Genomic DNA, 12753 nt, shown 5'->3' on the forward strand with positions numbered 1-12753 from the left:
CGAGCCGCACACACAATTCGCTACCATCGCCTCGAAGCTTTCGATGCATGGAAAATTGCGGCCTGTTTCGCCTGAATATCTACGAGCCCCTGGACTTTCCGGCCAGAGAAACTTAACGTGACAACACCCGCTATACCTTTAAATTTTCAGGCCACTGGCAAAGGGTCTCGATAGAGGTATGATGATATGCATCCAATGTCCGGAGGTACCTCAATGAGCCGATTGCATACAGAAAAACACCTCGTATCCCGGATCGGATGGCTTCGTGCAGCGGTACTCGGCGCCAATGATGGTATTGTCTCAACGGCAAGCCTCATTTTGGGCGTCGCATCTGCTTCAACGGGAACGACGCAGATAGTAGTCGCTGGCATCGCGGGCCTTGTCGCAGGCGCGATGTCTATGGCGGCGGGTGAGTATGTTTCTGTCAGCTCTCAATCCGATACGGAGTTGGCAGATCTTGCCAGAGAACGCAAGGAACTCGAAACTCAGCCCGAAGCAGAGCTCAATGAATTGATGCAAGCCTATATTGATCGCGGCCTAACCCCGGAATTGGCGCGGCAGGTGGCAATACAGCTGACCTCACACAATGCTCTGGCAGCTCATGCCCGTGACGAACTGGGAATCGTCGAACACATGGAAGCACGGCCTGTGCAAGCAGCGCTGACCTCAGCGGCCACGTTCTCGATCGGGGCCGCCCTACCCTTGCTGATGGCTGTCATCGCGCCTCCCTCGATCTTGCTTTACGCGGTTGCTATCTCTTCCTTGCTGTTTCTTGCGTTTCTAGGCGCAATCGGCGCCAAGACAGGAGGAGCTAATATGCTTAAGGCAACCGTCCGCGTCACTTTTTGGGGCGCATTGGCGATGGCAATCACGGCTGGTATTGGGGCCTTGGTCGGCACATCGGTCTGACAGGGGATCTGAGTTTATAGGGAATACATATGTAAAGAAGAATTATCGAAGTCAGTGAGAGGCAGGACTCTAGAATTTGCTCATTCTATAGGTCGAGGAGACTATGAGGATGCGGTTCTCGGTTGAAGATCGATCAAAAACAATCCTGATGATTTTTGCCTTGTGCGGACTTGTGATCGGGCTCGGCTTGCACTTCTCCGGCCACTCATACGGCGCGCGGCTAACCTGGACTATCGCCACTTTGCCTGTGCTGGCAACTTTGCTGGTCGAAATTCTCCGGAGTTTATGGCGAAAGGAGTTCGGGCTGGATATCGTCGCCGCGATGTCTATGTCGGCCGCACTGGCATTTGAGGAAATGCTGGCCGCTTCGATCGTCGCCCTCATGTATACTGGGGGAGCCTTTCTTGAAAGCTTTGCCGAAGGGCGGGCACGCCGTGAGATGCATGCTTTGCTGTCCCGCGCACCGCGAACAACAATGCGATATGTCGATGATCATCTCGAAGAGATTGCCGTTGAAACTATTCGTCCCGGTGACCGCCTTCTGATCCGTCAGGGAGATGTCATCCCCGTCGACGGAAGTATCACTTCCGTAAAAGCTTTCGTAAACATGTCTGCTTTGACGGGAGAGTCACTTCCGATTTCGCTTGCGTCGGGAGCAGATGTGCTAAGCGGTTCAATGAATGCCGGCGATGCTTTCGATATCGTTGCCAAGCACGAAGCGAAGGATAGCACCTACGCTGGCATCGTTCGCCTCGTGGAAGAGGCACAGCATTCCAAGGCTCCAATGTCCAGACTGGCAGACCAGTGGTCTGTCGGCTTTCTGATCGTGACCGTCATAATCGCCTTCGGAGCATGGTGGTTCACGGGAGACCCGATAAGGTCGGTCGCCGTTCTCGTCGTGGCGACACCATGTCCTCTCATTCTGGCCGTGCCCGTCGCCCTTGTTGCGGGACTGTCGCGTTCCGCTCATTTCGGCGTGCTGGTAAAGGGTGCTCGTCCATTGGAAAATATGGCTCGTATCAATACGTTGGTGCTGGATAAGACCGGAACACTGACAGATGGCCGCCCACAAATTACTTCAATCAACGCGCAGCCGGGATTGAGCGAAAATGATCTATTGCGTTTCGCTGCCTCCCTTGACCAAGTGTCCAAACATCCGATGGCGCAGGCTCTTGTACTGGCCGCTCAGCGGCGCGGGATAGATCTTGTATTGCCGACCGATGTAAGCGAACTGGCAGGAGATGGCGTCGCGGGCTGGGTCGATCGCAAAAGCGTCGTTGTCGGCGGACGTAGCTTCGTTGAGAGACAGGTCAATGCAAAACTGAGTGAAATCCCCGATATAGAAGCTGGAGCGGCCCTGGTTGCAGTCGCGATAGACGGTAGCATCGCGGGTTATATCATTATGGCCGATCCCTTGCGCGGCGAAGTGGTCGATACGTTACGGGGCTTACGCAAAGATGGCGTAAAGCGAATAGTGCTGGCGACAGGTGATCGTGCTGCAGTGGCCAAACGCATCGCCAAGGGTTTGGGGCTTGATGCCATCTACTCCGAACTTTCACCCGATCAAAAGGTGCTGACCGTGCTCAGCGAGCGTAAGAACGGCCCCGTGATGATGGTTGGAGATGGGGTCAACGACGCGCCCGCACTTGCAGCGGCTGATGTTGGCGTTGCCATGGGTGCGAGGGGAGCGGCAGCCTCGGCAGAAGCGGCCGATGTCGTTCTCCTCGTAGATAGAATAGATAGACTTCGCGCTGGGATTGAAATTGCCAAGCGATCAAGGCGCATTGCTGTCGAAAGTGTAGTGGTTGGGATTGGTCTTTCTGTAGTCGCCATGATCGCAGCAGCGTTCGGTTATCTAAAACCTGTTCAGGGTGCATTGCTCCAGGAGCTGATTGACGTCGCTGTCATCCTCAATGCGCTTCGGGCGTTGAGAATCTCACCCAACATCGGCTAAAGGGCGTCATGGTACGCCAGAATGTGAACTGGTGAATAAGTCACCTACAGCCTCGCACCGAATTGTTGTTCCCCCAGCACGCAATAAGAACAGAGCATTGAAGCGTAACCGCCTTGCCAGTATCGCGCCGGTCTTCGGACCAAGTACCATTAGCGCTGTGGCCCATGCATCCGCTTCGGCACAGGTACGTGTCACGACGGTGACTGACGCCGGAGGCTCCATCAAGGGAGCACCGCGACGTGGGTCCATGGTGTGCGACAGGCGGTAATCGTTGACATTAATCCAATGCCGATAATCGCCCGACGTGGCGACCGCCGCATCCTGAAGAGCCAAAACCGAGTGGGTTGCGCGACGACCATAGTCAGGAGCTTCAACTGCAATCGACCAAGGACTCCCATCTGGCCGCAACCCGAGCGCCCGCATCTCCCCATCAACTCCGACGAGGCCGGACGAAATCCCGAAAGACCGCAATATCTCCGTCAGACGATCCACACCATATCCCTTGGCAATTCCATTGAGATCAAGCGTGATGGGAGCTAACTTTCGCACCATTCCCCCCTCGACGTCCAGTTCCAGAACGTCATGGGCTGGTCGGCGCTCGCGCTCAAGCGCTGCTCGTATCTGCTCAGGGGCCGCCTCTGACGCCCCGAAACCCCAGGCGCTTACGGCATCGCCCATGCCGAAATCAAACGCGCCGCCCGATGCACGGCCAATGTCGAGCGCAAGGCGCAAAACGTCCAGCAGTTGCTGCGGCACCTTTATCCAGTGTCCCACCGGCGCGGCGTTCACCTGCGTTAGATTACTATCCGGCTTCCATGTTGACATCTGCATGTCCACCGCGTCCACTGCCGCCTGAAGTGCGGCCCGAACGGATTGTGGATCGAACCCCGCTGCTTGGTAAAACAACGCTGACCAACGTGTACCCATGGTAGGCCCGCTCAAAGCGTGACGTTGCATCTCAGTAGACGTCTTCGACATAACGTCCCTCCGCCCTGAGTTTGGCTAATGTCAGCCCAGTGGGGCCCAGAATATCGGCAAGAACCAACGAGACTCCGTTGGCCATATCGCGTCCGCCACATACCATGATCCGCGCCCCCTCCTGAATCAGCCGAGTGACTTCATCGGCATCCTCCCGAAGAACATGCTGCACATAGCGCGGCATTTTCCCGCGTGAACAACAGGAGCTAATCTGCGCAACTTGCCCCTTCTGCTTCCATTCACGGAGTTCGTCGCCATAGAAAAAATCGCTATTCGTCTGGCGCATTCCAAAGAACAGATGGATCAGGCGATGCCGCGTATTGGCACGGATGAAACCCGTCAAAGGTGCGATTCCTGTTCCGGCGCCGATCAAAATCAGGGGCGTATGTGTCCGATCCTCCGCATGGAAACCTGGATTGCGACGCAGGCAAGCGCTGATCGTGTCCCCGGGCTCCAGTTCCAGGAGCTGGCAAGAGCATAGCCCACCCGGATGTTTTCTCACGACGATCTCTATAAAGCCGTCGTTGCGTCCAGAAGCCAGCGAGTAGAACCGGGGAACGGTCGATCCCGAAGGTACGATGGCGAGGAGATCGCCGGCCACAAAGCGCCCCAGTCTGCAGCCAAGGACTTGCTGCCAGAAGGAAAGCCTTGGCAAGGCAAAGCGCAGGATTGCTGCGGGTGCCTGTACTGCGGCGCCATAATCACGGCGCGACACAAGCGTGAGCGGGACGGCGGTGGGTTGAACGACCTGATGCGTGAGTTCAAGATTTATTGTCATCGCAGTACCGAGTGTCCGTCCCCATCGGGCAAAAGCCTGCGGCGACTGACGGTCCACCGTGTCAAAGGGTATGAGCATTTTCCATCCGGCGGCATGCGCCGTCTCCGTCACCGCCCGCGCGAAAGCGCAGTAGGCAGGAAAGCTACTGTCGCCGAACCCAAGCACAGCCAGCGGAATTGCCGGATCCGCTGCCTGAGGTGAGAGCCGTTCAAGGAACCCCTTGGCCGAAGCGGGCGCATCGCCGTCGCCATAGGTAGCGGCCAGGATGAGGATGCGCTGCGCCTGCCCGTAACGGGCCGGGTCGAAAGCCGACATCGGCGCGGCATGGACGGCCTGACCGGCGTCGGACAGCGCCGCATGCAGCGTAGCGGCAAAGCCCCATGTGCTACCGCCTTCACTGCCGACGAGAATGATCGTCTCCGCCTTTCCTGCGGAAACATTGCAGCGAATACGTGGCCGTCCGCGACGCCCGGCGAACCAGAGAACAACGCCCGTGCCCGCCATGACTGGCACACCAAGAGCCGCCAGGCCAAGGATCAGCGCCAGAACAGAAGCCCCCCGTCCCGTATGGAGCATATAAATGGTTTCCGACAGACGTTGCCATCCGGTCAGGCCGCTCCAGCCGAGAAGCGCGCCCGTGCCCTGATCGATATAGCCGGTGCCCCGGTCGGTCTTAAGGGTGAGAATGTCCATCGGGTTGGATGGATCGGCGAATGACAGGCTGCGCATTTCCGCAACCGGTATCTGCCGCAGCGGTTCCATCGTCGCCGGAACCGCTCCAGTCTGGCCGCTTGCCTCAGTCTGCATGACCGGCGAAACCGCACTATCAGGCAACAGATCGAAGGTGGAGGCCGTCATCCACAAAGCCGTGGCCGAGGAAAGCAGCAGGCCTGCGACGGCCAGTCGGGCGACCTCGACATGCAGGCGCCCGGAGAGCGGGCCACGCAGGCGCGAAAACCAGTGCTGCCAACCCCCGGCCCGACGTGCGACAAGCGCCACCCCGGACAGGCTCAGTACCAACATGGCGGCAGCGCCCGCAGCCATGACCATGCGACCGCTATCATCAAGAAAGAGCGAACGATGCAGGTTTGTCAGCCAGCGTTCGACTGGATTCGGATCGGCAGAAGCGATACCCTGACCGGTAATGGGATCGATGACCGCCGCCTGAGGCGCACCATTATCGAACCAATAGGCCGTCATCCGGCCAGACGGCGCCCGCCGGATTTGCTCCACCTGCGGATAGACCGCTTGAACACGCGCCGCCAGATCGGCGATCGTACGTGTCACATCTGCCTGCGGAGATGAGATACTTTCGACAGCGGGAAAAATTGACAGGGCTGCACCGCTGATACTGAGCACAATCAGTAGCAACGCGGCGAGAAGTCCCGGCCAACGATGGATAATGCGGAACATAGCAATCACCGTTTATAGAGAATAATCGGCTGTTGCGATGTAACGGTGTCCTTTGACTGGAACTTTCGCACCGCCGGACGTCAACGGGATAACCACCTCATTGGGACTGTCGCGCATGTCTTCCACGGCAGCATCGACATGCAATGTGTAGCCCGCATCAAAAAATGCGTCGGCCAGATCAACTGTGATTTCAAGCGTCCGACCCGCACCGACGCTCGCGCCGGTGATACCGTTGATCTCGCTCGTATTGCCACCCGTTGCACGATACCATCCGGACAGATGTTCGTAATATTTGGATTTGCCGCCAGCCATCCAAAGGCTACCGGCATATTTACCCTCAGCATCCATGACGTAATAAGCGAGATACGCGCCGTCACCGCCATAACTGTTCAGCGTCGTTGTCAGCGTTACGGGCCGCGCCATCGCGATATCCGGAAGCGTAAGCGCCGTGGTCATTGCCAATGCTGCAAAAAGTACTTTCATGCCAGTCTGCCTCTTTCAAAGAAACGGCACGCGGACCTCGATCGATCCGCGCTTATGCCCGCTACTCTCGCAAGAAGAGCTGAACACCACCTGACACCGATACGGTTTCTGCTTCAGCGCTCTGTAAGAAATGAACCGCTCCGATCTGCGATAAACGAAAGCGGCAGACCTGCCGGCAGATCCGCCACGTCGAGCATCAACGATGATCTAGTCGCTATCAGTGCAGCGACATGCGTTTAAGTGTTCCGTCCCGTAGAATGAATTGGTGCCATAATGCTATCAGCGCATGAAGACCGGCCAGATAAAGAATGATGGTGCCGGCATTCTCATGGAAGTCGGCGATCAGTCCTGGAGCGCCCTGCACGGGAGCAGCAATGGCGGGTATGGAAATGCCGAAGAAGGATATGGGAACACCTATCCGCGAGGCGGCATACCAGCCGCTGAGCGGCAAGGCGAGCAGAAACAGATAGAGTACTGCATGACCCACCTTGGCTGCGAGGGCTAGCATCCCTTGCGTCTGAGATGCTGACGGCGCAGCGCCAGAAAGACGCAAGAGAATGCGTGGGAAAACAAGCACGAGCACGGCAAGCCCTAGAGAAAAATGCAACAAAGGCGGATTTTCCGCCATGCGGCGTCCACCCACCGACGTCAACCATGCTCCGAGGATCAACGCTGCAGTGATCCAGTGTATCACAACCATGCTTTTTGAATAACGATCAGGACTGCGAGACATGACAAGTCTTTCCTTGAATGAAGGCGCTCTATAAGCGGAGCGCCGGTTGCTTATTTGGCAGAGAGTTTTCTCGATGCGGCGGCTGCAAGGCATGCCCGGCGCCGCACCTGACGGCTATCCCTCGTTATCCCTTGATTTGCGACGGCGGTCATCGTCATGGTCGGATTCGCCAACCTTGTGTTTTATCTTGACTATAACAAGCGTAGCCGGATCAACTTTAGCCCTGAAAGCCGTTCCGGCTTTGTCGGAGCCGCGGACCTCATAACAGCCGTCGTCGATTTTGATCCGCGCCACGGTCCAACCGCGAGAAGTAGCCATGGCCTGAACCGCGTCCCTAGATTGCCACTTGTCCATCGACACATGGCAGTCATCACCGGCTCGCGCCACGCCACTTCCTGCTACGATCATTAAAAAGCAGATTGCCGCAAGGTAATTTACCATCATATCATTGTTCCTGATCAATGCGCTTCGAAGTGAACAATGCCAGCCATTTCTGACGAACAGCTGAAGCTGGCAAGGATATGACGTCAGAGGAATGACAGATTACAGCTTCAGTTAGAATTTCACATCTGACTGAATCGGGTCGACACGGGGCCGCTTCTTATTGAATAAAGGTGCTGTTGTATGCGGGTTCTGATGATCGAAGACGATACAATCCTGGGCAAGGCCGTTCGCGACCATATCGCCGTCAACCATTCCGTGGATTGGGTGACCCGGCTCGACGAAGCAACCGAGCATGTCAACTCTGCAGTCTACGACCTAATCCTGTTGGACCTGATGCTTCCCGACGGGCTGGGTATCAATTTTTTACGCAACCTTCGCGCCAAAGGCAGTGTCACGCCTGTCATTATCCTCACGGCACTGGACCAGATTACCGACAGGATCGAAGGTCTCGATGCCGGGGCAGACGATTACATGATCAAACCGTTCGATCTGGCGGAACTGTCGTCAAGACTGAATGCCGTTGCGCGACGTTACAGCGGCAATCCCAACCCATTGATCGAAATGGGCGACCTCCAGATCGATCTGGCCGCCAAGACCGTGAGGCAGGACGGGCGCCCCGTTGAACTGACCGGTCGCGAATGGGCACTGCTAGAAAACTTCCTGCAGCGACCTGGTATTGCATTGACCAAGTCGCAACTCGAGGACCGGCTCTATGCCTTTGGCTCAGAAGTCGAGAGCAATACAATTGAGGTCCATGTCAGTCGTCTCCGCAAAAAGCTTGGACATGCGATCATCAAAACGGTTCGCGGCATCGGATACCGGCTTGGAAACAATAGATGATGCAGCCAAAGAGCCTGCAATGGAGACTTTCGCTCTGGCTCGGGCTCGGCGCGGCCCTGTTATGGGTTGTAACAACGATTGTGACTGCACAGCTTCTGCAACACGAACTGAATAAGGCCTTCGATAGTGCCCTTGAAGAAACGGCGCAGCGCATTCTGCCGGTCGCGGCGCTTGAGATATTGGGACGCGATGCCGACGACACCGACCAACGAGTGGCGACCCTCCGCAAGCACGACGAATATTTCACCTATGTGGTGCGTGACGCAGACGGAACCGTGCAGATGCGTTCGCATAATGCGGACGTGACCAATTTTCCGCCCTATTCAAAAATGGGCTTCAGCAGCACACTGACCCATCGGCTCTACTCCGACGCCGCCATGCAGGGCAGCCTCACGATTACTGTCGCTGAACCCCTCTCCCACCGGCGCGAAACGGCGAAGCACATATTATACACGCTTGCCGTACCTCTCGCCCTAGCCGTCCTCCTTGGCCTGACCGGTGTCTGGCTCATCGTGCGGCTCTCCATGGCGCCGGTGCGCAGTTTTCGCGATCAGATTGAGGCGCGTGGCAGCGGAGATCTTGATCCAGTCGCCGTAAATGGGCTTCCCTCCGAAATTGACACTGTTGCCATAGCGGTAAATCGGCTGTTGGACCGTTTGAAACTGACCCTGGAAGCCGAACGCAGTCTTGCAGCCAAATCAGCCCACGAATTGCGCACCCCGGTGGCAGCGGCGCTCGCACAGTCGCAAAGACTGATCGTCGAGGCGCCCGATGCTACCACGCGCGAACGTGCGCAGGACATGGAAACGGCGCTGCGCCGCCTCGCCCGCTTGACAGAAAAACTGATGCAGTTGGCAAGAGCCGAGGGCGGACGGCTCCTTGCCGAAAAGCCAGTAAATATTGCTGCAATCCTTCGATTAGTTGTAGGTGAGTTCAACGGATCTACCGATGCTGTCGGTCGCATTGAGTTGACTCTCCCTGATTGCCCCGTGCTTAAGAGCATTGATGCGGATGCGTTTGCCATACTAGCGCGCAACTTGATCGAAAACGCACTCAAACACGGTGCACAGGACATGCCTGTTCTCGTAAGTCTTAAATGCGACGGGGAACTGCGTGTTGTTAATGGCGGCCCAGTCGTGCCGCCCGAAACGCTTGCTCGGCTGAGTGAGCCGTTCGAGCGCGGTCAGGCTCTTGTGCGCGGTGCAGGACTTGGTCTTGCCATTGCCAAAACAATTGCTACTGGAGCAGGCGGTCGGTTAGAGTTTTTCTCTCCGGCATCAACCAAGAAAGACGGCTTCGAAGCGAGGTTTTCTTCCATTGCATGCACGCCGAACCGGTGCACCACTGACCATTGAGAAGCGCCTCACTGCTTTGATTGCCAGTCAGAAATTCTTGGCCAATGCCGGTTGGTTCGCCGATTGGCCTTAAATATTCTGCTCCAGTATCAGCTGTCGCCAGGTTACCGTTGGTGTTAGTTTTTAGCGGGTTGTCCCAATTATTCCAGAACAGGTCGTTGCAGCACACCATTCATAGTATTTAGATACGACATCAAGGCTTTCGTCCGATCATCGTTGTAACAGTCTCAACCTTGTCGAGCCAATCGGCGGCGGTCTCATCGGTCCAGGCCACAACGGCTCGAATCCTGTCGTACTCCTCTTGAACATTGCGCCTGAAAATTGGCTCGTGATGAGCGATGCGATTGCGCAAATCGCGGATTCTCGCGAGTCGATCAAAGCCCTCGGCTCGCAGTTGCTGGATAGTTTTCAGCGGATCCGTATTCGGAAAGACTGTCTTGAACTGCTTGTTCCAGATTACGGCATCATGGCTTTTCGTGAACATGCGCTCCCAGAAGACAAACTTTAGTTCGGCTACAATCTTCCCCGACGTCGGTAGCCTGCTCAGGCCAAGTAGATCCCGGCGTGGACTATAGCCGATCACCGGGTTACGAAGACTAATTTCGAAGCCCTTTTCCCAAGGCCAATTCGGACCGTAGGTTCTCTCGATCGCCGTGACTATTGAATTGCGAACGCTGACTTCACATATCTGAAGCGGAACAAAGAACGCCGCCGACAACTCCATATTCCAGCGATAGAGTTCAAGCGCGGCCTCTTTATTACTTGCCTTCTCCGCCAGATAAGTCGCAAACCGTGGCGCTGATAGCACCGTGGGGAGACTATGGATTTCTTCGGGTGTGAAAGGCATTGCGTCATTCCTTATCGAACTGCCGACGTTGACAGCGACGGCAGTTCGGACTAAGTTGGTTGTCGAAAGGCGCGTGAGGTCGCGGGGTAACACCACCCTCATCGTCATACGATATAAAGGAAAGGCCCGCCTCTGGCGGGTTTTTCTCGTTTCTGACCCAGATCATTTTGCAGGTTCCGCCGAAGGGCCGACCCGCTCTTCCAATCTTTCAGAACCGTTTTCCGAATTTGCTGCCTGCGCCTTGTTCTGAGCGTCCAAAGCTGCCAAATATTCCCTATACGCTTCGATCTCGCCGAAAGCTCCAATTTCTATCACACGATCAATAAAGCGCGCATAAAGCCCCTCCTGGATCTTTCCCTTTTGGTACAGTGATTCGACGGTCACATTGGGGTTGATGAGCATAACGTAATGGAAATCGCCCGAAGGCCCTTTCTTACAGGCGATGAACCCTAGATCACGAAGTGCCTTCATACGCTTTCGCCAAGTATCCACCGCGCGCTCACCCGTAAACCCCGCCTCGGCGGCAAAGGTTGTCGGGTTCTCAATCGACACAAACGGAAAATCCGGAGCGCGCGCCCAAAGCCCAAAAAGTGTGTGGCCCGCCGGGCTACCTTTTGTCTGCGCGTCAATAGCCTGCATGGCGATTGGCATCGTCCTGGGAACCGTCGTAAAGCCGTCATTGGTTTTGCGATGCCAGAGAATTGTCGGTGAGGTGCCGGGGAAATGCAGCTCCAACTGCTGTTGCGCCCTCTCTGCCATCTTCAGCCGTTTGACCGAGGCCTGTCGTCCATTTGCCATTTTCGTAATCCCTGTTTGTTTCCTTGACCGGACAATGACGGAACGCCTCGTGCTCCGCAATGAGGGAATACGCGCTTCAGATGTCACCTTCCACTCAGCTCAATCGCTCCTTTACTTCATCGAAGTTGAACAATATCGAAGCATTTGTATGGCTCTATTGCGCCAAATGGCGCAGAAACATAGAGAAAAATTTGTGTTTTCAGAAGGTTACGAGATGCTTGCGGTGCTCACCGTGTTCCGGTGCTGAGGTACTCCCCTGTTCTCCCGCTGCTCCTGGGATTATCAAGGGGTGTAATAGGAGAGCTTTCACGCGAGAAATTAAACTTTACGAGCCAACAATTCTGTTGCCGATCGGGAGTGTCCGGTCTTTTGTGTATTTGTGAAATGGTCCATGCTTCATTGAAAGCATCGAAGAGGCTCAGGAATTCGCTACACAATGGCTCTGGACGTATAACAACGAACGGCCCAATATGGGTATCGGCGGCATAACCCCTACACAGAAACTGAAAATGGCTGCGTAAATTCTACTGTCGCACCCCGCTAAAAATGGGGGGATTACCCTCCCATGGAACTTTAATACGTCAAGCTAAGAAACATGTGCAACGCAGCGAACGCTTACGGATCTCCTCCGCCCGTTCCCAACTCACATAACCTTCATGTGCATCCGGGATCAGTGCCAGCCATTCATCACGTGTTTTGCGACGAATTCCAGACTGACCATCGTATCGGGGCACCGATCGACTCTTACCATACGCGTACGCGCCACCGTAGATCGGATTCGCAATCATTCTATGGATCGTTGCATAATTTGGCCTGCGCCAAATGACATCGCCATCAGTGCGCCTGACCGGCAGTTCCAAGCTCTGCTCAAGAAACCATAGCAGGGCTTGTCGTGCACTGCCAAGTTCGGCAACTTTATTAAACACAAGCGTGATGGCGTCCTGAGTACGCCGGTCGGGATCCTTCTCAATCCTGTCCCCGGCCTTTATGAAACCGACCGGAACGTTGACGACGAGTTCACCGCGGCGAGCCTTCTCATAGCGGGCTGAAAGGGAACGCTGACGCAATAGGTCGAGCTCATACTCGTTGAGACGTAAGCGTACGCTGATCCCCACCTTCCAATTACGGTGTTGATTGCCGCTGAGAAGTGACCCGGTTTTTCCACCGAGAATTGACCCGCCTTTTAATTAATGTTCGGGTTTTTATTCACGGTCAAGTTTC

The 12753-nt window shown here is 55.7% G+C and carries 12 protein-coding genes and 2 pseudogenes; 6 read left to right on the forward strand and 8 right to left on the reverse strand.

The genetic code is table 11. The features are described from left to right. The 3 genes and pseudogenes from FGI60_RS26875 to FGI60_RS25490 form a co-directional block, all read left to right on the forward strand. Window positions 1–75 (forward strand): annotated as a pseudogene (locus FGI60_RS26875) (IS6 family transposase); the annotation flags it as partial. A gap of 138 nt (window positions 76–213) precedes the next feature. Continuing rightward, complete coding sequence (locus FGI60_RS25485; protein WP_094573449.1) at window positions 214–909, forward strand: VIT1/CCC1 transporter family protein; 696 nt, start codon at window positions 214–216, stop codon at window positions 907–909. Window positions 910–1018: 109 nt separating this feature from the next. Further along, entirely contained in the window at window positions 1019–2863 is a 1845-nt protein-coding gene (locus FGI60_RS25490) for a heavy metal translocating P-type ATPase (RefSeq protein WP_138787507.1), read from the forward strand. Between the two features lie 6 nt (window positions 2864–2869). Here FGI60_RS25490 and FGI60_RS25495 read toward each other — a convergent pair whose 3' ends face one another. From FGI60_RS25495 to FGI60_RS25515, 5 genes are all read right to left on the reverse strand, one after another. Next, a complete protein-coding gene (locus tag FGI60_RS25495) occupies window positions 2870–3841 on the reverse strand; it encodes an FAD:protein FMN transferase (RefSeq protein WP_128095133.1) in 972 nt (323 codons plus the stop codon). Next, complete coding sequence (locus FGI60_RS25500; protein WP_138787508.1) at window positions 3822–6032, reverse strand: PepSY domain-containing protein; 2211 nt, start codon at window positions 6030–6032, stop codon at window positions 3822–3824. Before FGI60_RS25500 ends, FGI60_RS25495 begins: the two co-directional genes overlap by 20 nt. A 12-nt stretch (window positions 6033–6044) precedes the next feature. Next, window positions 6045–6515 (reverse strand): DUF2271 domain-containing protein, encoded by a 471-nt coding sequence (locus tag FGI60_RS25505; protein WP_128095134.1) that lies wholly within the window; start codon window positions 6513–6515, stop codon window positions 6045–6047. 217 nt (window positions 6516–6732) lie between these two features. Next, entirely contained in the window at window positions 6733–7248 is a 516-nt protein-coding gene (locus tag FGI60_RS25510; RefSeq protein WP_128095135.1) for a cytochrome b, read from the reverse strand. Window positions 7249–7362: 114 nt separating this feature from the next. Beyond that, on the reverse strand, window positions 7363–7692 hold the full coding sequence (locus FGI60_RS25515) for a PepSY domain-containing protein (protein WP_235889938.1): 330 nt from the start codon (window positions 7690–7692) through the stop codon (window positions 7363–7365). A gap of 180 nt (window positions 7693–7872) precedes the next feature. On the opposite strand from FGI60_RS25515, the gene FGI60_RS25520 reads away from it, so the two are divergent. After that, complete coding sequence (locus FGI60_RS25520; RefSeq protein ID WP_128095136.1) at window positions 7873–8532, forward strand: response regulator; 660 nt, start codon at window positions 7873–7875, stop codon at window positions 8530–8532. Continuing rightward, window positions 8529–9887: a sensor histidine kinase gene (locus FGI60_RS25525; protein WP_138787509.1), complete on the forward strand. Its 1359-nt coding sequence runs from the start codon at window positions 8529–8531 to the stop codon at window positions 9885–9887. Before FGI60_RS25520 ends, FGI60_RS25525 begins: the two co-directional genes overlap by 4 nt. A 193-nt stretch (window positions 9888–10080) precedes the next feature. Here the strand turns inward: FGI60_RS25525 and FGI60_RS25530 are convergent, their stop codons facing one another. Both FGI60_RS25530 and FGI60_RS25535 read right to left on the reverse strand, forming a co-directional pair. After that, on the reverse strand, window positions 10081–10734 hold the full coding sequence (locus FGI60_RS25530) for a hypothetical protein (RefSeq protein WP_094573457.1): 654 nt from the start codon (window positions 10732–10734) through the stop codon (window positions 10081–10083). 162 nt (window positions 10735–10896) lie between these two features. Continuing rightward, entirely contained in the window at window positions 10897–11532 is a 636-nt protein-coding gene (locus FGI60_RS25535) for a hypothetical protein (RefSeq protein WP_125303214.1), read from the reverse strand. A 401-nt stretch (window positions 11533–11933) separates the two neighbouring features. Here FGI60_RS25535 and FGI60_RS25540 point away from each other — a divergent pair. Then, window positions 11934–12053: pseudogene (locus FGI60_RS25540) on the forward strand (IS3 family transposase); the annotation flags it as partial. Between the two features lie 60 nt (window positions 12054–12113). Here the strand turns inward: FGI60_RS25540 and FGI60_RS25545 are convergent. Then, window positions 12114–12599: a recombinase family protein gene (locus tag FGI60_RS25545; protein ID WP_235818711.1), complete on the reverse strand. Its 486-nt coding sequence runs from the start codon at window positions 12597–12599 to the stop codon at window positions 12114–12116. Window positions 12600–12753 lie beyond the last annotated feature (154 nt).

Source organism: Brucella haematophila (assembly GCF_005938105.1).
GTDB classification, from domain to species: Bacteria; Pseudomonadota; Alphaproteobacteria; order Rhizobiales; family Rhizobiaceae; genus Brucella; species Brucella haematophila.

Bases quoted from the DNA above. Each gene is read 5' to 3' on its own strand.
- FGI60_RS25485 (WP_094573449.1), top strand. From the start codon at position 214: ATGAGCCGATTGCATACAGAAAAACACCTCGTATCCCGGATCGGATGG.
- FGI60_RS25490 (WP_138787507.1), top strand. From the start codon at position 1,019: ATGCGGTTCTCGGTTGAAGATCGATCAAAAACAATCCTGATGATTTTT.
- FGI60_RS25495 (WP_128095133.1), bottom strand. From the start codon at position 3,841: ATGTCGAAGACGTCTACTGAGATGCAACGTCACGCTTTGAGCGGGCCT.
- FGI60_RS25500 (WP_138787508.1), bottom strand. From the start codon at position 6,032: ATGTTCCGCATTATCCATCGTTGGCCGGGACTTCTCGCCGCGTTGCTA.
- FGI60_RS25505 (WP_128095134.1), bottom strand. From the start codon at position 6,515: ATGAAAGTACTTTTTGCAGCATTGGCAATGACCACGGCGCTTACGCTT.
- FGI60_RS25510 (WP_128095135.1), bottom strand. From the start codon at position 7,248: ATGTCTCGCAGTCCTGATCGTTATTCAAAAAGCATGGTTGTGATACAC.
- FGI60_RS25515 (WP_235889938.1), bottom strand. From the start codon at position 7,692: ATGATGGTAAATTACCTTGCGGCAATCTGCTTTTTAATGATCGTAGCA.
- FGI60_RS25520 (WP_128095136.1), top strand. From the start codon at position 7,873: ATGCGGGTTCTGATGATCGAAGACGATACAATCCTGGGCAAGGCCGTT.
- FGI60_RS25525 (WP_138787509.1), top strand. From the start codon at position 8,529: ATGATGCAGCCAAAGAGCCTGCAATGGAGACTTTCGCTCTGGCTCGGG.
- FGI60_RS25530 (WP_094573457.1), bottom strand. From the start codon at position 10,734: ATGCCTTTCACACCCGAAGAAATCCATAGTCTCCCCACGGTGCTATCA.
- FGI60_RS25535 (WP_125303214.1), bottom strand. From the start codon at position 11,532: ATGGCAAATGGACGACAGGCCTCGGTCAAACGGCTGAAGATGGCAGAG.